The 20709-nt window shown below is 59.4% G+C and carries 22 protein-coding genes; 16 read left to right on the top strand and 6 right to left on the bottom strand.

Going from position 1 to position 20709, the window contains the following annotated elements:
• The first annotated feature begins 18 nt into the window (after window positions 1–18).
• From ACR0C5_RS09505 to smpB, 7 genes are all read left to right on the top strand, one after another.
• Complete coding sequence (locus tag ACR0C5_RS09505) at window positions 19–663, top strand: queuosine precursor transporter (RefSeq protein WP_170789505.1); 645 nt, start codon at window positions 19–21, stop codon at window positions 661–663.
• A gap of 263 nt (window positions 664–926) precedes the next feature.
• On the top strand, window positions 927–1346 hold the full coding sequence (gene arfB, locus ACR0C5_RS09500; protein WP_170772944.1) for an alternative ribosome rescue aminoacyl-tRNA hydrolase ArfB: 420 nt from the start codon (window positions 927–929) through the stop codon (window positions 1344–1346).
• Window positions 1347–1401: 55 nt separating this feature from the next.
• Complete coding sequence (locus ACR0C5_RS09495; RefSeq protein WP_170789506.1) at window positions 1402–2148, top strand: SDR family oxidoreductase; 747 nt, start codon at window positions 1402–1404, stop codon at window positions 2146–2148.
• Window positions 2149–2229: 81 nt separating this feature from the next.
• Window positions 2230–3249 carry a P1 family peptidase gene (locus ACR0C5_RS09490; RefSeq protein ID WP_480876150.1) on the top strand — a complete coding sequence of 340 codons (1020 nt, stop codon included), beginning with the start codon at window positions 2230–2232 and terminating at the stop codon, window positions 3247–3249.
• Between the two features lie 113 nt (window positions 3250–3362).
• A complete protein-coding gene (locus ACR0C5_RS09485; protein WP_170772938.1) occupies window positions 3363–3776 on the top strand; it encodes a c-type cytochrome in 414 nt (137 codons plus the stop codon).
• 152 nt (window positions 3777–3928) lie between these two features.
• On the top strand, window positions 3929–4471 hold the full coding sequence (idi, locus tag ACR0C5_RS09480; protein ID WP_170355873.1) for an isopentenyl-diphosphate Delta-isomerase: 543 nt from the start codon (window positions 3929–3931) through the stop codon (window positions 4469–4471).
• Window positions 4472–4512: 41 nt separating this feature from the next.
• The gene (smpB, locus tag ACR0C5_RS09475) at window positions 4513–4995 is read left to right on the top strand and encodes an SsrA-binding protein SmpB (protein ID WP_480876148.1); all 483 of its coding nucleotides are present in this window, start codon (window positions 4513–4515) and stop codon (window positions 4993–4995) included.
• A 13-nt stretch (window positions 4996–5008) separates the two neighbouring features.
• Here the strand turns inward: smpB and glpK are convergent, their stop codons facing one another.
• From glpK to panB, 3 genes are all read right to left on the bottom strand, one after another.
• Entirely contained in the window at window positions 5009–6487 is a 1479-nt protein-coding gene (glpK, locus tag ACR0C5_RS09470; RefSeq protein WP_480858000.1) for a glycerol kinase GlpK, read from the bottom strand.
• A 70-nt stretch (window positions 6488–6557) separates the two neighbouring features.
• Entirely contained in the window at window positions 6558–7400 is an 843-nt protein-coding gene (gene panC, locus ACR0C5_RS09465) for a pantoate--beta-alanine ligase (protein ID WP_480876146.1), read from the bottom strand.
• Complete coding sequence (gene panB, locus ACR0C5_RS09460) at window positions 7397–8236, bottom strand: 3-methyl-2-oxobutanoate hydroxymethyltransferase (protein ID WP_480876144.1); 840 nt, start codon at window positions 8234–8236, stop codon at window positions 7397–7399. The genes panC and panB overlap by 4 nt, the downstream gene beginning before the upstream one ends.
• A gap of 171 nt (window positions 8237–8407) precedes the next feature.
• On the opposite strand from panB, the gene ACR0C5_RS09455 reads away from it, so the two are divergent.
• Genes ACR0C5_RS09455 through ACR0C5_RS09430 form a run of 6 tightly spaced genes read left to right on the top strand, consistent with a single transcriptional unit; the run spans window position 8408 to window position 15896 of the window.
• Window positions 8408–9895, top strand: coding sequence for an ABC transporter substrate-binding protein (locus tag ACR0C5_RS09455; protein WP_170785238.1), 1488 nt, complete (start codon window positions 8408–8410; stop codon window positions 9893–9895).
• Between the two features lie 60 nt (window positions 9896–9955).
• Window positions 9956–11017, top strand: a complete 1062-nt coding sequence (locus ACR0C5_RS09450) for a ligand-gated ion channel (protein ID WP_170772928.1) — start codon at window positions 9956–9958, stop codon at window positions 11015–11017.
• A gap of 40 nt (window positions 11018–11057) precedes the next feature.
• Window positions 11058–12005: an ABC transporter permease gene (locus ACR0C5_RS09445; RefSeq protein WP_480876142.1), complete on the top strand. Its 948-nt coding sequence runs from the start codon at window positions 11058–11060 to the stop codon at window positions 12003–12005.
• A complete protein-coding gene (locus ACR0C5_RS09440) occupies window positions 12002–12817 on the top strand; it encodes an ABC transporter permease (protein WP_480876140.1) in 816 nt (271 codons plus the stop codon). The genes ACR0C5_RS09445 and ACR0C5_RS09440 overlap by 4 nt, the downstream gene beginning before the upstream one ends.
• The gene (locus ACR0C5_RS09435; protein WP_480876138.1) at window positions 12814–14412 is read left to right on the top strand and encodes an ABC transporter ATP-binding protein; all 1599 of its coding nucleotides are present in this window, start codon (window positions 12814–12816) and stop codon (window positions 14410–14412) included. The genes ACR0C5_RS09440 and ACR0C5_RS09435 overlap by 4 nt, the downstream gene beginning before the upstream one ends.
• 32 nt (window positions 14413–14444) lie before the next feature.
• Complete coding sequence (locus ACR0C5_RS09430; protein WP_480876136.1) at window positions 14445–15896, top strand: aldehyde dehydrogenase family protein; 1452 nt, start codon at window positions 14445–14447, stop codon at window positions 15894–15896.
• Between the two features lie 3 nt (window positions 15897–15899).
• On the opposite strand, the gene pncB is transcribed toward ACR0C5_RS09430, so the two are convergent.
• Window positions 15900–17192, bottom strand: coding sequence for a nicotinate phosphoribosyltransferase (gene pncB / locus ACR0C5_RS09425; protein ID WP_480876134.1), 1293 nt, complete (start codon window positions 17190–17192; stop codon window positions 15900–15902).
• A gap of 164 nt (window positions 17193–17356) precedes the next feature.
• Here pncB and ACR0C5_RS09420 point away from each other — a divergent pair, with 164 nt between their 5' ends.
• Window positions 17357–17890: a hypothetical protein gene (locus ACR0C5_RS09420; RefSeq protein ID WP_170772915.1), complete on the top strand. Its 534-nt coding sequence runs from the start codon at window positions 17357–17359 to the stop codon at window positions 17888–17890.
• Here ACR0C5_RS09420 and pncA read toward each other — a convergent pair.
• Entirely contained in the window at window positions 17887–18480 is a 594-nt protein-coding gene (pncA, locus tag ACR0C5_RS09415; protein WP_480876132.1) for a bifunctional nicotinamidase/pyrazinamidase, read from the bottom strand. The genes ACR0C5_RS09420 and pncA overlap by 4 nt on opposite strands.
• A 93-nt stretch (window positions 18481–18573) precedes the next feature.
• Between pncA and trhO the strand changes: the two genes are divergently transcribed.
• Both trhO and ACR0C5_RS09405 read left to right on the top strand, forming a co-directional pair.
• Entirely contained in the window at window positions 18574–19479 is a 906-nt protein-coding gene (gene trhO / locus ACR0C5_RS09410; protein ID WP_480876130.1) for an oxygen-dependent tRNA uridine(34) hydroxylase TrhO, read from the top strand.
• 63 nt (window positions 19480–19542) lie between these two features.
• Complete coding sequence (locus ACR0C5_RS09405; protein ID WP_170772909.1) at window positions 19543–20043, top strand: potassium channel family protein; 501 nt, start codon at window positions 19543–19545, stop codon at window positions 20041–20043.
• A gap of 3 nt (window positions 20044–20046) precedes the next feature.
• Here ACR0C5_RS09405 and ACR0C5_RS09400 read toward each other — a convergent pair whose 3' ends face one another.
• The gene (locus tag ACR0C5_RS09400) at window positions 20047–20376 is read right to left on the bottom strand and encodes a hypothetical protein (RefSeq protein ID WP_170755199.1); all 330 of its coding nucleotides are present in this window, start codon (window positions 20374–20376) and stop codon (window positions 20047–20049) included.
• Between the last annotated feature and the right edge of the window lie 333 nt (window positions 20377–20709).

Genomic DNA, 20709 nt, shown 5'->3' with positions numbered 1-20709 from the left:
CAAAACGGGCATCAAAATATGCAACGCAGCTTTATTCCCGGCATTTTTGCCATGGCCGCCATTGTCGTGGCCTCGAACTTTCTGGTCCAGTTCCTGATCTTTGACGGGCTGTTGACCTGGGGTGCTTTCACCTACCCGCTGGCCTTTCTGGTCACGGACATCATGAACCGCGTCTACGGCGTGGGCCCGGCCCGCAAGGTCGTGTTCGCCGGGTTTGTCACTGGCATCATCTGCTCGCTGATCGGCAGCCAGATCCTGTTGCAAGGTGACGGGTTCACCTATGCCGCCGTCCCGCTGCGCATCGCCGTAGCCTCGGGCACCGCTTTCCTGATCGCGCAACTGACCGACGTCACCGTGTTCAATTCGCTGCGCGGCGGACGCTGGTGGCGCGCGCCACTGGTATCGACACTGGTTGGATCTGCGCTGGATACGGCGATCTTCTTTACGCTGGCCTTCTCGGCCTCGGTCACGTTCTTCGGCGCCAATGCGGACGCCGCGATCAATTGGGCGTGGGAGCCCGTGCCCTTCATGCTGACCGGCCCGATGGCACCCTTGTGGGTGACGCTGGCCTTTGCGGATTGGCTGGTAAAACTGTCGCTGGCCCTGATCGCCCTGATCCCGTTCAAAGTGATCGTTGGTCGATTGACTGCACAGCCCGCATAAAAAAGTGCTTTGAGAATAGCGCATCTTGTGTCACCATCCTTATCAACCGCAACAGATAGAAAAGGAGGTGATCCAGTGTCGAGAAAGAGATTGGAGAGAGGTGTCGGAACAACCGGGGGGATCGCCTGCTAGGGCAGCCCTTGGCGGGGTGTTTACCCCGGCTGGTCGATTGATCTAACCGACCCAACCTCCTGTACTTTCGAAGGGCCGTCCCACCGGGGCGGCCCTTTTTGTTTCCGCCCGCGCCCGCTAAGGTCCGCCTCATGTTGCGCATCACCGACGATATCATCCTGCAAGACTGGGAAATGACCGAGACCTTTGTTCGGTCCTCCGGCCCCGGTGGGCAGAATGTGAACAAGGTCTCGACCGCGGTCGAGTTGCGGTTCGAGGCCGCGCGCTCACCATCCCTGCCCGATCCGGTCAAGGCGCGGCTGAAACGGTTGGCCGGACGGCGCTGGACCAAAGACGGCGCGATCATCATCCAGTGCGAGGAAACTCGGTCACAAGCCCGGAACCGAGAATTGGCCCGCGCCCGTCTGGCCGAGTTGATTTCCCGCGCGCTGGTCAAACCCAAACGGCGCATCGCCACCAAACCCACCTATGGCTCGGTTAAACGGCGGCTGGCAGCGAAAAAGGCGCGCTCTGACGTCAAGGCACTGCGCGGACGGGTTAACGAAGATTGAACTGGCAGTTTCCCCGCGCCTTGCTAGTCTGACCACCAAACGGGAGGGCAAGGCTATGAGGCTTAAGAGTAAAACGGCAATCGTAACCGGCGGTGCATCCGGTTTCGGTGCAGGCATCGCGCAGACATTCATAGCCGAAGGTGCCCGCGTGATGGTTGCAGATATCAACGGCGACGCGGCACAAGACATGGTCACGTCCCTTGGCGACCAAGCCACCGCGCAACAGGTGGATGTAGCTGATCGAGCTTCGGTTCAGGCCATGGCCGACGCCGCAGCCGCAACCTTTGGAACCCTCGATATTTTGGTCAACAATGCGGGCGTTACCCACTTGCCAACTCCGCTAGAGGACGTGACTGAGGATGATTTCGACCGCGTCTTCAAAGTGAACATGAAATCTGTCTACCTGACCGCCTGCGCCTTTGTCCCTGCGATGAAGGCACGCGGCACAGGCGCGATCCTCAATGTGGCTTCCACGGCGGGCCTGTCGCCGCGCCCGAACCTGAATTGGTACAACGCGTCCAAAGGCTGGATGATCACGGCCACCAAAACCATGGCTGTGGAACTGGCCCCATCCGGCGTGCGCGTCAACGCCATCTGCCCGGTGGCCGGTGAAACTCCACTGCTGAAATCCTTCATGGGCGAAGACACCCCGGAAATCCGTGCCAAATTCCTCTCAACTATCCCGCTTGGCCGCTTCTCAACCCCGCAAGACATGGCAAACGCCGCCCTGTTCCTTTGCTCGGATGAGGCGAGCATGATCACCGGCACAGCTTTGGAGGTCGATGGTGGCCGCTGTATCTGATCCGCCCTTCATCTGGCCAGAAATATCCCCGCCGGAGGCAGCGCGCCTGCGCGCTTCCCGCCCCCATCGGACCAGCTAGTCGTGACACCCGGACCCAAAAACCTGATCACCGATATCCCCGGCCTGCTGGTCGGCAACGCACAGGACGCCGCGCTGAAATCCGGCACCACAGTCCTGACCTCCGCCAGCCCATTCACCGCATCGGTCCATGTGATGGGCGGCGCTCCGGGCACGCGTGAGACGGACCTTCTCGCCCCGGACAAATCCGTGGACCGAGTCGACGCCATCGTTTTGTCCGGGGGATCGGCCTTCGGGTTAGATGCCTGCTCCGGCGTCTCGGATGCCATGCGCGCGCAGGGTCGGGGCTTCGCCGTTGGCGCGGCTGTGGTCCCCATCGTTCCGGGCGCCATCCTGTTTGACTTGCTGAACGGCGGTGAAAAGGCATGGGTGGAAAACCCGTATCGCAGCTTGGGTCATCAAGCGTATCTCTCGGCCTCAGATCAATTTGAACTCGGCAGCATCGGGGCTGGCACCGGCGCATTGGCAGCGATGCAAAAAGGCGGGCTGGGCTCGGCCTCAGCCGTTCTTCCCAATGGCGTCACGGTCGGCGCTATGGTGGCGGCGAATCCACTGGGCAGCGTCACCACGCCGGGCGATCGCCATTTCTGGGCCGCTCCGTTCGAAGTGGGTAATGAATTCGGAGGGCTCGGCCCAGACCCGTCCTCGGGCCTGGGACACCCCGCCCCCAGCCGCAAGGCGCAGGCCATGCACCCGGCGGCGCCGGACAAAGCAAATACCACCATCGCGATTGTCGCCACCGACGCCAAACTGTCCAAGTCGCAATGTCATCGAATGGCGGTTGCCGCCCATGATGGTATTGCCCGCGCCATCGTTCCCGCCCATACGCCGGGCGACGGGGACCTGGTCTTTGCAGTCAGCACGGGGACCCGCCCGCTTGGGGGTGACCCGATGCAGATAGGAGCGCTGGGACACGCAGCGGCCGTCTGTCTGGCCCGCGCCATAGGTCGCGCCATCTTTGAGGCGACGCCACAGACAGAGGATCTGTTACCCTGTTGGTCACAGATACATGACTTAAGTTAAGGACGACCAAAGTCGGGCTGTGACACAGTGCCATCGCGCGGCAATCTGCGCGTTGACTCTCATCTACACTGACGATCCATTCAGTGCAGCCAATTCGTATCGGAGCAAAAGCTATGAATCGTATCCTCGCCACCGCAGTTGCCGGTCTTCTGGCCCTTCCTGCCTATGCAGAAGGTGACGCCGAAGCGGGCAAGAAAGCGTTCAACAAATGCAAGTCCTGCCACCAGATCGCCGATGCCTCCGGTGAAGCCATCGTCAAAGGCGGCAAGACCGGTCCGAACCTCTACGCCATCGCAGGCCGTACCGCTGGTACCGTTGATGGATTCAAATATGGCGACAGCCTTGTCGCTGCAGGTGAAAATGGCCTGGTCTGGGATGAAACGACTTTCGTTGGATATGTTCAGGACCCCAAAGCCTTCCTGAAAACCTATCTGGATGACACAGCGGCCAAGTCGAAAATGACCTTCCGGCTGAAATCCGGCGGTGAAGACGTCTATGCCTATATCGTCAGCGTTTCGGGCGAATAATATCTGACACCGATCTACTGTGATTCATCGAAAGGCCGCAGTCCCCCTGCGGCCTTTCGTGCGATTGATATGAGTGCTCAACATCGCCACCTTGGAAATACGCAGCCGAACGAGTCCGACCTGTCCGTCGGGCAGGCAGCAGGAGTTGAAAGATGGGAATCATGATCCCGGCCTGGGTCGATGGCGAGTTGACCCCCGTGGACAAGCTTGAAGCGCATGAAAAGGGTTTGCGGCACAAGGCGGTGTCGGTCTTTGTCGTGCGCGGGACCGAGATTTTGCTGCAACGTCGGGCGATGGGCAAATACCACACGCCGGGCCTGTGGGCGAATACCTGCTGCACCCATCCCGACTGGGGTGAGACGCCCTCGGAATGCGCAGTGCGCCGCCTGCGCGAAGAGTTGGGGATTACCGGGCTTTATCCAGAATATCGCCACCGGCTGGAATACCACGCCGATGTGGGCAATTCGATGATCGAGCATGAGGTGGTGGACGTGTTCCTCGCCCATGTACGTGGGCCATTGCAGATCGAACCGAACCCAGATGAGGTGATGGATATCCGCTGGATCGACTATCACGACCTTCTGGCCGAGGTGCAGCGCCACCCCGCGCGATTCACGCCCTGGCTCAAGATTTATCTGCACAACCACGCCGACACGATTTTCGGCCCCGACCTGATCATCTCCGCCAAGACCTGAGGGCTTGCAAGGCCGCGCCAAGCCGCCTAAATCAACGCGTCATGGCCAAGCAAAAGCAGAAGACCGACCCGAATTACAAAGTCATCGCCGAAAACCGGCGGGCCCGCTTCGATTACGCGATCGAAGAGGATATTGAGTGCGGCATTGTACTGGAAGGCTCCGAGGTCAAATCTCTGCGCGCGGGTGGTTCGAACATTGCCGAAAGCTATGCCTCGGTCGATGACGGTGAGCTGTGGCTGATCAACAGCTATATCGCGCCCTATGAGCAGGCTAAAGTCTTCAAACACGAAGAACGCCGCCGCCGCAAGTTGTTGGTGTCGAGCAAAGAATTGTCGAATCTGTGGAACGCGACTCAGCGAAAGGGCATGACGCTGGTGCCGCTGGTTTTGTATTTCAACCACAAGGGTCGGGCTAAGCTGAAGATCGGCATCGCCAAGGGTAAGAAACTGCACGATAAGCGTGAATCGCAGGCCAAACGCGATTGGTCACGTCAGAAGCAGCGGTTGATGAAGGATCATAGCTGATCCCTCACCGGGTTCAGAACGCCATCGCAGCTGACACAGCTCGTTTCCATCGATCATAGGCGGCGTCGCGATCCTCTTGCGACATCTCTGGTTTGAATCGGCGATCCAGCGCCCAGGTCTCCGAGAACCCTTGCTGATCGGGATAGACCCCCGCGCGCATTCCGGCCAGCCACGCCGCGCCCAAGGCAGTCGTTTCCTGCATCACCGGACGGTCAACCTCAGCACCCAGATAATCCGACAACCCTTGCATCGCCCAATCCGAGGCGCTGGCGCCACCATCAACGCGCAGCGTCACATCGGTATCCGCGCCCCAATCGCCTTGCATGGCGTGCCACAGATCGCGGGTCTGGTAGGCGATGCTTTCCAAAGTGGCTTTGGCGAATTCGGCTCGGCCCGAATTGCGGGTGAGACCAAACACTGCGCCCCGGCAATCGGGTTTCCAGTAAGGCGCGCCCAGCCCGGTAAAAGCGGGCACCAGCACGACATGCTGATTAGGGTCTGCTTGTTGCGCCAAGTCGCCGCTTTCGGGGGCCGTTTTGATGATCTGCAACGCATCACGCAGCCATTGCACCGCAGCCCCGGCCACAAAGATCGAACCCTCAAGCGCATAGGTCCGCTTGCCGTCAAGCTGATAGGCGATGGTAGTCAGCAGGCGGTTTTTCGACTCAACGGGTTTGTCGCCCGTGTTCAGCAGCGCAAAACAGCCCGTGCCATAGGTGGATTTCATCATGCCCGGTTGGAAACACGCCTGCCCAATGGTGGCGGCCTGTTGGTCGCCCGCCACACCCAGAATTGGGATATTTCCCCCAAACAGAGTCGTTTCTCCGAAGTCCGAGGCACAATCATGGACCTGCGGCAGCATATTCATCGGCACGTCCAGCAGATCACAGATCTCCGTGCTCCATTCGCCTTTGTGGATGTCGAACAACAGGGTGCGTGCCGCGTTCGTGGCGTCAGTGGCATGGCTGCGGCCTTCGGTCAGACGCCAGATCAGAAAACTGTCGATGGTGCCGAACAGCAGCTCTCCGGCTTCGGCCTTTTCGCGCGCGCCGGGGACAGTATCCAGCAGCCATTTCACCTTGGTGCCCGAGAAATATGGGTCCAGTAGCAGGCCGGTCTGGGCGGTCACATCATCCTCGCACCCGGCTTGTTTGTAGCGCGCGCAAATCTCGGCGGTGCGGCGGTCCTGCCAGACGATGGCGTTGTGGATCGGTTTCCCGGTGGTGCGATCCCAGACCACGGTGGTTTCACGCTGGTTGGTGATGCCGATACCGGCGATCTGGTCGGAGGTGACGCCGTTGGTGTCCATCACTTCGCGGCAGACGCGCAATACGCTGTCCCAGATTTCCTCGGGGTCGTGTTCGACCCAGCCTTCCTGCGGGAAATGCTGGGTGAATTCGTGCTGCGCGGTGCCCGCGCGCTGCATTTCAGCGTCAAACAGAATGGCCCGCGATGATGTGGTGCCCTGATCAATAGCGAGAATATAGGTCATGCCCCGCGCCCCCCTCCGGTATTGGTTTTGCAGGAGTTTAGCGCAAACAATAGCGCGGGTGCCAGAGCGTTCAGACCGGAATATTGTCGATCAGTCGCACGCCATCTGCCCAAGCGGCCACAAACAGCCGGGCGGGGCGGTCGGCATGGGTCAGCGGTTCCAGCGTCTCGGCGCAGCGCAGTTGGATATATTCGACCTGCGTAAACCCTGCGGACAGCAGATCGGTTTCCGCCTGCGCGGCCAGAGCGTCAAACTCCGATCCGTCCCGCAGTGCGGCGGCCAGATCACTCATGATCCGGTGCTTGTTGGCGGCGATTTCCAGTCCCTCGGGAGACAGACGCAGGTTGCGCGAGGACATCGCCAGCCCCGAGGGTTCGCGGACGGTGAGGCAGCCAACCACCTCAATCGGGATGTCCAGATCGCGGGCCATACGGCGCACGACCATCAGTTGTTGATAATCTTTTTCGCCGAAATAGGCTCTGTCTGCCTGCGTTTGCAGGAACAGTTTCGCCACCACGGTGGCGACGCCGTCAAAATGCCCGGGCCGGAATTCGCCCTCCATCACGTTGGTCAGGCCAGTGACGGAAACGGTGGAGGCAAAGCCCTGCGGATAGATCTCATCGGGATCGGGCACATAGATTCCGTCGACGCCATAGGGGGCCAACTTCTGCGCGTCCTCATGTTCGGTGCGCGGATAATTGGCCAGGTCTTCGGGGTTGTTGAACTGCTTGGGGTTCACAAAGATCGTGACAATGACGCGGTCGGCCCCGGCCTTGGCGGCCTCAACCAGCGACAGATGCCCCTGATGCAGCGCGCCCATGGTGGGGACCACGCCAATGACCTCGCCTTGGCGGTGCCATTCGGTTGTCAGCGCGCGCAGATCGGCAAGGCGGCGCAGGATGGGGGCTGTCATGTCTTTGGTCCTCTGGACGGGGCCTGATCCGCAAAAACATGTTCGTCCGCCGGAAAGCTGCGGGCGCGCACTTCGGCGGCGTATTCGGCGATGGCGGCCTCGGCCAAGGGGCCAAGTTCGGCATAGCGTTTGACGAATTTCGGTTTGAAGGCGGTGAAAAAGCCCACCATGTCGTCGACCACAAGAATTTGCCCGTCACAGCCCGCAGATGCACCGATGCCAATGGTGGGGATCGCAACCTCTGCTGTGATGCGATCGGCCAGGCCTTGCGGAACCTTCTCTAACACGACCGAAAACGCGCCTGCGCTTGCGACGGCGTGGGCGTCGGCCAGAACCGCCTCGGCCTGATCATCGCGGCCCTGTACCTTGTAGCCACCCAGCGTGTTGATCGATTGTGGGGTCAGGCCGATATGGGCCATCACCGGAATGCCGCGTTGGACCAGAAAGCGGATGGTCTCGGCCATTTCGACCCCACCCTCCAGTTTGACGGCCCCCGCGCCGGTCTCGGCCATCAGCCGCGCGGCATTGCGAAAGGCGTCGGCCGGCGAGTGTTCATAGCTACCGAACGGCATGTCGATGACCATCATCGCGCTGCTCAGCCCCCGGGCGACGGCTTGCCCGTGCATCACCATCATCTCCATCGTCACGCCCAGCGTCGATTCCAACCCGTGCAGCACCATGCCGACGCTGTCGCCCACCAGTACGAAATCGCAATGGGCATCCATCAACCGCGCCATCGGCGTGGTGTACGCGGTCAAGCTGACGATGGGCTCGCCGCCTTTGAGGTCGCGGATATCCTGGGCGTTTGGGGCTTTTTTGCGGGCGGTGGCACTCATGATCGTTGCTCCGGGGTTCATGTTGCAGCGCGGCATAACAGATCGACAGGGGCCATAGAAACCCCGGTTGCGCGAACATTTCCTTGATTGACCTTGGGTTTATGGGGACATTGGTCTCAGAACGACCCTCGGAAACGAAGGGTCACACATTTTCAGTGGGGAGTGATTTACATGACAAAGCAGACGTTTCGGTCCTTTGCGTCGGTGTTGGCCGTGGGAGCCAGCCTCTTCGCCGGGCAGGCTTGGGCCAAATCCGATATTACCATTGCGATGCAGTTGGAGCCTCCGCATCTGGACCCGACAAGCGCCGCCGCGCAGGCCATCGATTCGGTCGTTTATACTAATATCTTCGAAGGGTTGACCCGTTTTATGGGCGATGGCTCGGTCGTGCCGGGGCTGGCGGAAAGCTGGGAGATTTCGGATGACGGCACTGTCTACACTTTCAAGCTGCATGATGGTGTGACCTTCCACGATGGCTCGACCATGGATGCCGAGGACGTCAAGTTCAGCCTTGACCGCGCCCGCGCCGAAGACAGCGCCAACGCGCAGAAAGCCCTGTTTGCCGGGATCGACAGTGTCGAAGTAGTCGATCCTTTGACCGTCAAGGTCACGTTGTCTGCACCGAACGGGAACTTCCTGTTCAACATGGCGTGGGGCGATGCGGTGATTGTCGCGCCTGAAAGCATCGAGAACATCAAGACCAACCCGGTTGGTACCGGGGCCTATACCTTTGGCGACTGGGTGCAGGGCGACAGCATCACGCTGAACCGCAACCCGAACTATTGGGGCGATCAACCCGCGTTGGAGACCGCTACGTTCAAGTTTATCTCGGATCCGACCGCTGCATTTGCTGCGATGATGGCCGATGATGTGGATGTGTTCGACAATTTCCCGGCCCCCGAAAACCTGCCTCAGTTCGAGGCGGATTCGCGGTTTCAGGTGCTGGTCGGTTCGACCGAGGGCGAGACGATCCTGTCCACGAATAACAAAAAGCCGCCCTTTGACGATATCCGCGTGCGGCAGGCTTTGGCCCATGCGATCGACCGGCAGGCGATCATCGACGGGGCGATGTTCGGCTATGGCACCCCCATCGGCACTCATTTCGCACCGCACAATCCGGCCTATGTCGACCTGACCGGAAATTCGGCCTATGACCCCAAGAAAGCCGCACAGCTTCTGGCTGATGCAGGCTATGCTGACGGGTTCGAAACCACGTTGCACCTGCCGCCCCCCTCTTACGCCCGTCGCGGCGGTGAGATCATCGCGGCGCAACTGGCCGAGGTCGGGATCAAGGCCGAGATCATCAATGTTGAGTGGGCACAATGGTTGGAATCGGTGTTCAAGGGCAAGGATTTCGGCCTAACAATCGTCAGCCATACCGAGCCGATGGATATCGGCATCTATGCGCGGCCCGACTATTACTTCCAATATGACAGCAGCGATTTTCAGGCTCTGATGGAACTGTTGAACGAAACCACCGATCCGGATCAGCGCAAGAAATTGCTGGGCGATGCGCAACGCCTGATCGCCACTGATTTCGTCAATGGCTACCTGTTTCAGCTGGCCAAGCTGGGTGTTGCCAAAGCAGGCGTGCAGGGCCTGTGGGAGAACGCGCCCACGGCTGCCATCGACCTGACGCAGATCAGTTGGTCTGAATGACCGGAACTGGGGCCGTGTTGCGCGGCCCCAAGGTTTTCCAGGGTCAGGGTGAGCAGTATCATGACGTCTTTCCGTGTTCTTTTGCTATGCGTGTGTACGCTCTGCGGGCTGGCCTCGATGGCGGGTGCGCAAAATGCGCTGAGCACCCGGTTGGACGCACTGGCCGGCACCCCCGAAAATCCGTTGAATGTGGGCGTTGGGATCAGGATCAACCAGATTACAAGCGTCGATCAAAAGGCGGAAAACTATGGGGCGGTGGCGGTTTTGCGGTTCGAATGGACGGACCCTCTGCTGGCGTTTGACTCAGAGAAGACGGGGCGAGACATTCGGGTCTTCAACCCTTCTGACCTGGCGGACCACGCGGCCGAGATTGGCGCCGTCATGCCCGCTTTCGTGATCCACAATCAGCAATCCAACAAATGGATACACGAGGCCGCCGCCTCGCTGCGCAGCGACGGGCGGGTGGTTTATGTCGAGAAATCTTCGCTGACCTTGCAGGCCCCTCATTTCGATTTCCGCAAGTATCCGTTCGACACGCAGGATTTCTATTTCGAGGTCGTTTCAGTCTTTCCCTCGGATTACGTGACGTATTACCCGCTGGAAGACTACTCGGGTCTGGGCGATCTGCTGGGCGAGGAAGAATGGGTTCTGGGCAATGCGCGAATGGTGAAAACCCAGGTTCAGGGTCTGTCGGGGCAAGATAGCGATCAGTTGGCGCTGGCCTTTCAGGGCAGCAGGCATCAGACTTACTACATGATCAGGGTGTTCATGCCCATGCTGGTACTCGTTGCTGTTGGCTGGGCGCTGTTCTTTCTGGACGAATACCGCAAACGGATCGAGATCGCGGGGGGCAACCTGCTGGTCTTCGTTGCTTTCAACTGGGCTATTTCTGCTGATCTGCCCAAGCTGGGCTATCTGACCTTTCTGGATTTCGTTCTGCAATGGATGTTCCTGATGACCGGAGCGTTGATCGTTTTCAATGTCGCCTTGCGCAGACTCAAGGTCGCCGGGCGCGAAGACACAGCGCGCAAGTTGGACAATTACGCGGTTAAGTGGATCTATCCTCTGGGCTATGCCGCGATCGTCGGCTACGCGGTTTCTGCTTATTTGCTGATACCTTAGACGCTGGACCAACGGCGCCTGTGACCCTAACGTGCGATCTATGCTGCGCTACGCTCTCAAACGTTTGATATCGCTGATGATCAGCCTGGCCGTTGCCTCGGTCGTGATCTTCGCAGTGATCGAGGTTGCACCGGGCGATCCGGCATCCTTCATGCTGGGCGTAAACGCGCAAGAGGACACGCTAGCTGCGCTACGGGCTGAGTTGGGCTTGGATGGCTCAAAGCTTGAGCGCTACTTCAACTGGGTCAGCGGAATGCTGGCGGGTGATTTCGGCACCTCCTATACCTATCGCACGCCAGTTTCGCAGATGATCCAGGATCGGCTTTGGGTGTCTTTCCCGCTGGCGCTCTATGCATTGACCTTGTCGACACTGATTGCCTTCCCTGCCGGGATTTACGCTGCTGCGCGTCGGGGCAAGCCCGGCGATCTGACCGTGATGGGTGCGACGCAGCTGGGCATTGCGGTGCCCAATTTCTGGTTTGCCATGATGCTGGTGCTGATCTTTGCCATAAACCTGCGCTGGTTCAACGCCGGAGGGTTCGCAGGTTGGGATCAGGGGTTTTGGACCGGGTTGCATTCGTTGACGTTGCCCGCCGTCGCGCTGGCCTTGCCGCAAGCAGCGATTCTGGCGCGGGTCATGCGGTCATCTCTGCTGGATATTCTGGGCGAGGATTTCATGCGCACTGCTCGCGCCAAGGGTCTGTCGCGCCGTCAGGCCCTGTGGCGGCACGGCGTCCGCAACGCGCTGATCCCGGTGCTGACCATCATTGGGCTGCAGTTTTCATTCCTCTTGGCTGGGTCGATCATTATCGAGCAGGTCTTCTATCTGCCCGGCCTTGGGCGCTTGGTGTTTCAGGCGATCTCGGCCCGTGATCTGATTGTGGTGGAATCGGTTGTCATGTTGCTGGTCTTTGCCGTCATCACCGTGAATTTCCTGGTCGATCTGGCTTATGCTGCCGTCGATCCCCGCCTCAGGAGCCGGACATGAGCCGCAACCTGATCCTTGGCGCCTTGCTGTCCTCGCTGGTTCTGCTGGCGGCGCTGGTGTCCTTTGTCTGGACACCTTACTACCACGCCGCGTTGGATATTCCCGGCAAGCTAAAGACGCCAAGCGCACAGAACTGGTTCGGGACGGATCATTTCGGCCGCGACATGTTTTCGATGATCATGGTGGGCGCTCGTACGTCGATTGCGGTTGCTCTGGTTGCCGTGGGGATCGGTATGGCGCTGGGCGTGCCGCTTGGCCTGACAGCGGCGGCGCGCAAAGGATCTTGGCTGGATGAGGTGATCATGCGCGGCAATGATCTGGTCTTTGCCTTCCCATCGCTGGTCATTGCGATCCTGATCACAGCCGTATTCGGTGCCGGGGCCATAAACGCCATCATCGCCATCGGCATCTTCAACATCCCTGTCTTCGCCCGCATCACCCGCGGCGCGGCGCTTTCCCTGTGGGAGCGTGAGTTCATCCTCGCCGCCCGTGTCTCGGGCAAGGGTGCTGCGCGCATATCAGCGGAACATATCCTGCCCAATGTCGCCAATCTGTTGATCGTGCAAGGGACCATTCAGTTCAGTCTTGGGATTTTAGCCGAGGCCGGCCTGTCTTACGTCGGACTTGGTGCACAACCGCCCACGCCCAGCTGGGGCCGAATGCTGGCCGATGCGCAGACAATGGTCAGTTTTGCCCCGCATTTGGCTCTGATTCCAGGGCTGGCGATCATTGTCACGGTGCTGGGTCTGAACCTGCTGGGCGATGGGCTGCGCGATTGGCTGGACCCTCGGATCAGGGTGGCGCGCGCATGAGTTTGCTTGAGGTCGAAAACCTGTCGCTGTCCATCCACGGGGCGCCGATCCTGAAGCAGGTCAACCTGTCCATTGATTCCGGCCATATCGTCGCCGTGACAGGTGAAAGCGGCTCGGGCAAGTCGATGACCGCTTTTGCCGTGATGCAGCTGTTGCCCAACGGGGCGCAAACGCAGGGCGAGATCCGGCTGGAAGGGCGCGACGTGCTGACCACTCCCGAAGCTGAGATGTGTGCCCTGCGCGGGGCCGCAATCGGGATGGTGTTTCAGGAGCCGATGACAGCCCTGAACCCGGTGAAGACCATCGGCGATCAGGTCATGGAAACGATCCTGATCCATAAGGCCATGCCTGCCACGCAGGCTCTGGACCGGACGAAGGAAGTGTTGCGCCGCGTGGGCCTTCCCCCGGAGCGCTTTCCCCTGTCTCGCTATCCGCATGAGTTGTCGGGCGGGCAACGCCAGCGCGTTGTCATCGCCATGGCCATTGCCTTGCGGCCCACGTTGCTGATCGCGGATGAGCCGACAACCGCGCTGGATGTAACAACGCAGGCGCAAATCCTCGATCTGCTGAAGGGGTTGGTGCGCGAATACGGCATGGGTCTGCTGATGATCACCCATGATCTGGCCGTGGTCGCTGAAATGGCAGACCAGATCGTCGTGATGCGGCACGGCGAGGTCGTGGAAGCTGGCCCCACCGACGATCTGCTGCGAAACATGCAGCACCCTTATACCCGTATGCTGTTTGAGGCCTCGGGTCATCAGGTGGCCTTGCCCGACACAGCGGGGGATCGCCCGTTGCTAGAGGTCACTCAGGTCGTCCGCGACTATCGCTTGCCGCGCAAGGGTCTGTTCGACAAGCCGGGCCACCACCGCGCGGTGGACCAGGTCAGCTTTACGCTCAATCGTGGCGAGCGGTTGGGTTTGGTAGGTGAGTCTGGATGCGGAAAATCGACCCTAACGCGAGCCATTCTGGGATTGGAAGAGGTACAAGCGGGGGAAATCCGTCTGGATGACACACCCGTTTTCACGGGCCACAAGCCAAACCCTGCGGTACGTCGTAAAATGCAGGTGGTGTTTCAGGACCCCTATGGCAGCTTCAACCCCCGCCACAAAGTCGCGCGTTTGATCACCGAACCGTTTCATTTGCTGGACACGCCGCCCACTGGGACCGAGCGGCAGGACCGGATCGCAGAAATGCTGACCGCCGTCGGCCTCAGCCCTAATGACGCTGGGAAATACATCCACGAGTTCTCGGGCGGGCAGCGTCAGCGTATCGCCATTGCCCGTGCCTTGATCATCCGCCCCGAATTGATCCTGTTTGATGAAGCGGTCTCGGCCCTTGATGTTTCAGTTCGTGCGCAAATCCTGGATCTGCTGGCCGAGCTGTGCGCGACCTATGACCTGACCTATCTGTTCATCAGCCACGACTTAAGCGTGGTGCGCACGATCACTGATCGGGTGATGGTCATGCAGGCGGGCAAGATCGTGGAACAAGGCGAGACCGAGCAGGTCTTTGCCCATCCGCAGCACAGCTATACCCGTACCCTGATCGACGCCGCGCCGGTGCTGCCTGATATCGGGACGCTTGCTGGCTGAAATGTATGATTAGAGCCTGAATGGAGAGAAACATGCCCAATCCTCTTTGGTTCAACCCCGCACTTTGTTTGATTGGTGGAGAGTGGATCGCGCCCTCTGCTGGCGTCGACCTGCCTTTGATCAACCCCTCGGATGGTACGGAAATCTGTCGCATCGCGCGGGGGGATTCGTCTGATGTCGACGCGGCGGTCGCGGCTGCGCAGGCAGCACTAGATGAGGATTGGGGCCGTAAAACCGCAATGGAACGCGGGCGGATCCTGACCCGATTGGGTCAGTTGGTACTTGAACGCGTGGACGATCTGGCCGCGTTGGAGGCGATGGATGTGGGCAAACCGCTGACTCAGGCGCGCGCGGATGCGGTGGCCTTGGCGCGGTATTGCGAATTCTACGGCGGCGCGGCGGATAAGGTTATGGGCGAGACGATTCCCTATCTGGACGGCTACACCGTTTATACCCTGCGCGAACCCCATGGGGTGACGGGCCATATCGTGCCGTGGAATTACCCGATGCAGATCATCGGGCGTTCGGTCGGGGCGGCACTGGCGATGGGCAATGCCTGCGTCCTGAAGCCGGCGGAAGAGGCTTGCCTGACCGCGCTGGCCTTTGCCCATCTGGCCCAACAAGCGGGTTTGCCAGCTGGTGCGTTGAACGTGGTGCCGGGTTTAGGGGCCGAGGCCGGAGCCGCACTGTCGGCGCATCCGGGCGTCCACCATATCTCGTTTACGGGGTCGGTCGCGACAGGGGCCTTGGTGCAGCAGGCGGCGGGGCGCAATGTTGTACCAGTGACGTTGGAATTGGGTGGAAAATCCCCGCAACTGGTGTTTGATGATGCCGATCTAGACGCGGCCCTTCCGTTTCTGGTGAATGCGGGTATTCAGAACGCGGGGCAGACCTGTTCGGCCTCGTCCCGTATTCTGGTGCAGCGTGGGGTCTATAGCCAAGTCCAAGCGCGCATGGCCGCTGCCTATGCCGATCTGACCGTCGGACCGGCTGTGCAGGATTTGCGGGTGGGGCCTTTAATCTCGGCTCGGCAACAACAGATTGTCGAAGGATTTCTGGCCAAAGGCAAAGATCTGACCATCGTGGCGCAGGGACAAATCGTTGAGGATGCTCCGGCTCAAGGTGCTTATGTGCGGCCAACCTTGTTCGCCGATGTGCCGCCTGATCATACGTTGGCGCAGGATGAGATTTTCGGCCCGGTGCAGGTGCTGATCCCGTTCGACACCGAGGACGAAGCCGCAGAGATCGCCAACAGTACCGACTATGGGCTTGTCGCCAGCATCTGGACCCGCGACGGCGCGCGGCAGATGCGACTGGCGAAACGGCTGCATGCGGGGCAGGTTTTCGTCAATAATTACGGGGCAGGCGGCGGCGTCGAGCTGCCCTTTGGCGGCGTCGGTAAATCTGGCCATGGCCGCGAAAAGGGTTTCGAGGCGCTCTATGGCTTTTCACAGCTCAAAACCGTGGCGACTTTCCATGGTTAGGGTCTAAACGATCACTTCGATCGCCTGTTGCGCACCAACCCCGAAGACGCGTTTGTAACGTTCGATCTCATCCGCCGGACCCATCGCCTTTTCGGGATTGTCCGACAATTTGACCGTCGAGCGCCCGTTGGCCGAGACCGCTTTGCAGACCAGAGAAAACGGTGCAAGCGCGTCATCCGGCACCAACCCGCGAAAATCGTTGGTCAGCAATGTACCCCAGCCAAAGGAAATATTGGTCCGTCCGGCAAACTGGCCGTGCAACTCGCGGATCTTGTCAACATCCAGCCCGTCGGAAAAAATCACCCGCTTCTCGCGCGGATCCTCGCCGCGTGATTTCCACCAGTTGATGGCGGTTTCCGCTGCGGCTGCCGGATCACCACTGTCGACGCGGATGCCAGTCCAGCCTGCCAGCCAGTCGGGTGCGCGGTCCAAAAAGCCCTGTGTTCCATAGGTGTCGGGCAGGATGATGCGCAGGTTGCCATCATGCTCATCATGCCAATCCCTGAGAACATCATAGGGCGCTTGCGCCAATTCGGCGTCTGTGTCGGCCAGCGCGGAATAGACCATGGGCAACTCATGCGCGTTGGTGCCGATGGCCTCAACCTCGCGGCGCATGGCGATCAGGCAGTTCGACGTGCCGGAAAAAGCAGACCCTAATCCTTCGATCATCGCCTGCACGCACCAATCCTGCCACAGAAAAGAATGACGCCGCCTGGTGCCGAAATCCGCAATGCCCAGCCCATCAATATCACGCAGTTGCTCAATCTTTTCCCAAACGCGGGTCATGGCGCGGGCATAGAGCACTTGCAGCTCGAACCGGCGCATGTCGTTGAGAACTGCGCGCGAGCGCAATTCCATCAACACGGCCAGGGCCGGGATTTCCCACAACATGACCTCATGCCATTTGCCTTCGAAGGTCAGTTCGTACTGATCGCCCTTGCGTTCAAGATGGTAGGGCGGCAGGCGTAGGTTCTCGAACCACTCCATGAAATCGGATCGGAACATCTGCCGCTTGCCGTAGAACATGTTGCCCCGCAGCCATGTGCTTTCGCCGCGGCTGAGGCTGAGGGAGCGGATATGATCGAGCTGTTCGCGCAGTTCGCCCTCATCAATAAGCTTGGCGAGGGGGATGTGATTCGACCGATTGATCAGCGAAAACACCACTTCCGTTTGGGGCCGATTTCGAAACACTGACTGGCACATCAGCAGTTTGTAGAAATCTGTGTCGATTAAAGACCGTATAATTGGGTCAATCTGCCATTTATGATTGTACACACGTGCCGCAATATCGACCATGAGGAACTCCTGCGATTTCCGTTGTTAGATCAATCGGTGTGTGGAATGGCAAGAGTCGCTGGTTTGGTGACAATGACAAGCTCAGGTCACAAAGCGAGCAAATTGTGTGATCTTTTCACCGGTTAGTGAGAAGAGGGGTTGGGAAGTCGAGGTTAAGTTAGTGAATGGTTCTCGAGTACGATTTTGACATCGTTGTTGTCGATCCGGGGGACGGAGAAGGCGAGCAAGGCGCGGAGGGGGCTTCGAAAAAGCCCGTTTTGCGCGCAATGTTCCGCAATGTGAAAACGGCGGATGCACTGCGGGCGGCTTCTCCGAAAATCCGCAAGATCTTTCAGGATGCAGGTTTCGGTCTGGACGCGACCGGAAGCCAGTTGATGCATGGCTTTTATCGACCCCGTGACGAGGCCGAGCGTGAACGGATTCTGAAAGCGCTGTTTGCCAACATTCGGGAAATGGGTGTTCAGGGCGAATATTGCGGCGAATTCGACTTTTGGAAATTCCTTCGGGACGTCAAATCGGCCCGCCCGCGCAACGGTCAGCGACGCAACACCGCTGATTGGACCCCGAACCCGCGCTATAAATCCCCGGCAACGCCGGAACGCCGCACCTTGCCCGCCCGCATTGGCGTGGCTCTTGGGCTGGCGGTTATTATTTTTGTGATCCTGAAATATCTGTTGGATTCGGGCTCCGCGCCCTAAGCCAAGGTCACACCGGCAGCCTTCATCGCTGTTTCTGCTGCCGTCAGCGAGCCGTCCAGATCAATCGCGCGGCACAGTCCCATATTCACCGTCACCTCAAATCCCAACCGCGCCGCGTCCACGGCTGAGAAGTGAACGCAGAAATCCGTGGCCAGGCCCACCATCGTCAGTTTGCGGATGCCTCGGGTGTTGAGATAGCCCTCCAACCCGGTTGGCGTAGTCTGATCGTTCTCGAAAAAGGCTGAGTAGCTGTCAATCGCACTGCGAAACCCTTTGCGAATGATCAAATCGCCTTCAATGCGCAGATCGGGATGAAACGCTGCGCCCTGCGTTCCCTGCACGCAATGATCCGGCCAGAGCACCTGCGGGCCATAGGGCATTTCTGCTACGTCAAATGGGTTCTTTTCTACATGCGAGCTGGCGAATGAGGAATGCCCTGCCGGATGCCAGTCCTGCGTCAGGATCACCGCGTCGAACTCATCCATAATCGCGTTGATCGGGGCGACGATCTCATCGCCGCCGGGAACGGCCAACGCACCGCCGGGGCAGAAATCGTTCTGGACGTCGATTACGATCAGGGCATGGGTCATCGCGTTCTCCTTTTCAGCTATCGGTAAGGGGGCGAGCGGGGGGCGTCAATCCGATCCCTTGCGACTCTGCGCGCGTGGGGCTAGACCGCGCGCATGTATACCATCGCTGCCCTCTATCACTTCACCCGTTTCGCTGATCACACCGCCCTGCGCGAACCCTTGCTGGACCTGTGCCGTGCACAATCGGTCAAAGGCACGCTGCTGCTTGCGCAAGAGGGGATCAACGGCACTATCGCGGGTCCGCGCGCCGGGATTGACGCCGTGCTGGCGCATATCAAGGCGCTGCCGGGTTGCGCCGATCTGGAATGGAAAGAGGCCACCGCCGACCATCCGCCTTTCGGGAAGATGAAGGTGCGCCTGAAGAAAGAGATCGTGACCATGGGCCAGCCGGATGTCGATCCGCGCGCCCGTGTCGGCAACTATGTCGAGCCGGAGGAGTGGAACGATCTGATCCGTTCCGACGATGTGGTGGTGATCGACACTCGCAACGATTATGAGGTGGCGATTGGTACGTTTGAAGGAGCAATAGACCCTGAAACAGCCAGTTTCCGCGAATTCCCGGCCTGGTGGGAGGAAAACAAGGACCGCTTTCACAACAAGCGTGTTGCCATGTTCTGCACCGGCGGTATCCGGTGCGAGAAATCCACCAACTTCCTGCTGGGTCAGGGGGTCGAGGATGTCTATCACCTGAAAGGCGGTATCCTGCGATATCTTGAGGAAATGCCCGCCGAGGACAGCACTTGGCAGGGTGAGTGTTTCGTCTTCGACAATCGCGTGTCCGTGGGGCACGGGCTGGTCGAGGGGCCCCACAACCTGTGCCATGGCTGCCGCCGTCCGATCCTGCCCGAGGATATGAAGCGCCCTGAATATGAACACGGCGTCTCGTGCCATCAATGTGTGGATGAAACCTCGGAAGCTGACAAGAAGCGCTTCCGCGAGCGGCAGAAGCAGATCGGGCTGGCGCGCCAACGCGGGCAGGAACATTTGGGCGCAGACTAAACCACTCGGTTGCACGGGCGGGGCGAAACCCCGATCATCGCACCCGTTAAAGACGGAGACGACATGCGCCGCGAGCCGACAACGTTGGAAGAATGGAAATCGACCCTGCTTGCCGCAGGCGGTATGGTTTTGGCCAGCTTCTTTGCCTGGTTCGGCCTTTCCCGCCTTAGTGAATCAACGGCGGGCGATACGTTGGGCACGTTTGCATCCGTGGGTCTGTTCCTGTGGATCGTCTCGCAATCGTGGTACTATATGACACAGGTGAAATCCCCGCGCCGCGTGCTGTTCTTGATGGGCGTATCCTTTATTCAGGTCGTCCCCTTCCTGTTCGCCGCCGTCTATGGTGCGTTCGGCTATAAAGACAACTGCGTGGTCGGTGCCAGCGGACCGGGGGACATCCTGTATTTCTCATATGTCACCTTCACCACCGTTGGATATGGCGACATGGCCCCAACCGGCCTGTGCCGCGCGTTGGCTGTGTCAGAAGCGGTGACAGGCTACATCCTGCTGGGCCTCTTCGTCGCCGCTGCCGTGGCACTTTATGCCCGAAACCACTCGGACTAGAGCCTATTTGTTGGTGTCAATCCACCGGGACATCATGTGCTTGTCGCGGAAACACTCAGACGGTATCGGTCTGCGTTTGGAACGCGAGATCCGTTCAGCAAAAGCAACCTGTTTGCCGGTGGGGTAATTGGCAAATGGTGACGGGTCGTCCTGTTTATGCGCCGAAATCCACTGGGACATGGCCCTGCGGTCGCGTTGTGCCTCGACCGGGATTTCAAGCGCCGATTGCTGGGCAATCGCGCGCGCATAGCGCATCTGCCGGTCCGTGACGGGCAGCATGTGATAGTCGTTGCTGGGTGCGTCGTACCAGCTTTGACGGGCAGCGTTGGCCATAGCTCGAATACCTCCGTTCCACCTCAGACATTCACGTGGAACAAATATAGAACATTTTAGGAACTTTTCAAGATTTCCGCTGATCCACGCGGTCTTCACCGTGTTTCGAACCAGCCTGTCCCGTCGCGTTTCGACCTATTCGGCACGTATTTTCGTGCTTCCTAATTTAATCAAAGAATCAGTGCGTCTCATTTCAAGACACAAACGCTCACGACATCGCGCGTTTGGTGTCACCGGGCGATGATCCGCCGACGCGGCGTTTGCTTCCGGCGCTTTGATCGTCATTACCGACATTTTGCGTCGGGAACAGAGCATCAGTAGCCCCTGACCTGT

The sequence above is a fragment of the Ruegeria sp. N8 genome (genome assembly GCF_056531325.1).
Note: the sequence above shows the minus strand (reverse complement) of the source record. Positions and strands in the feature narration are given on the sequence as shown.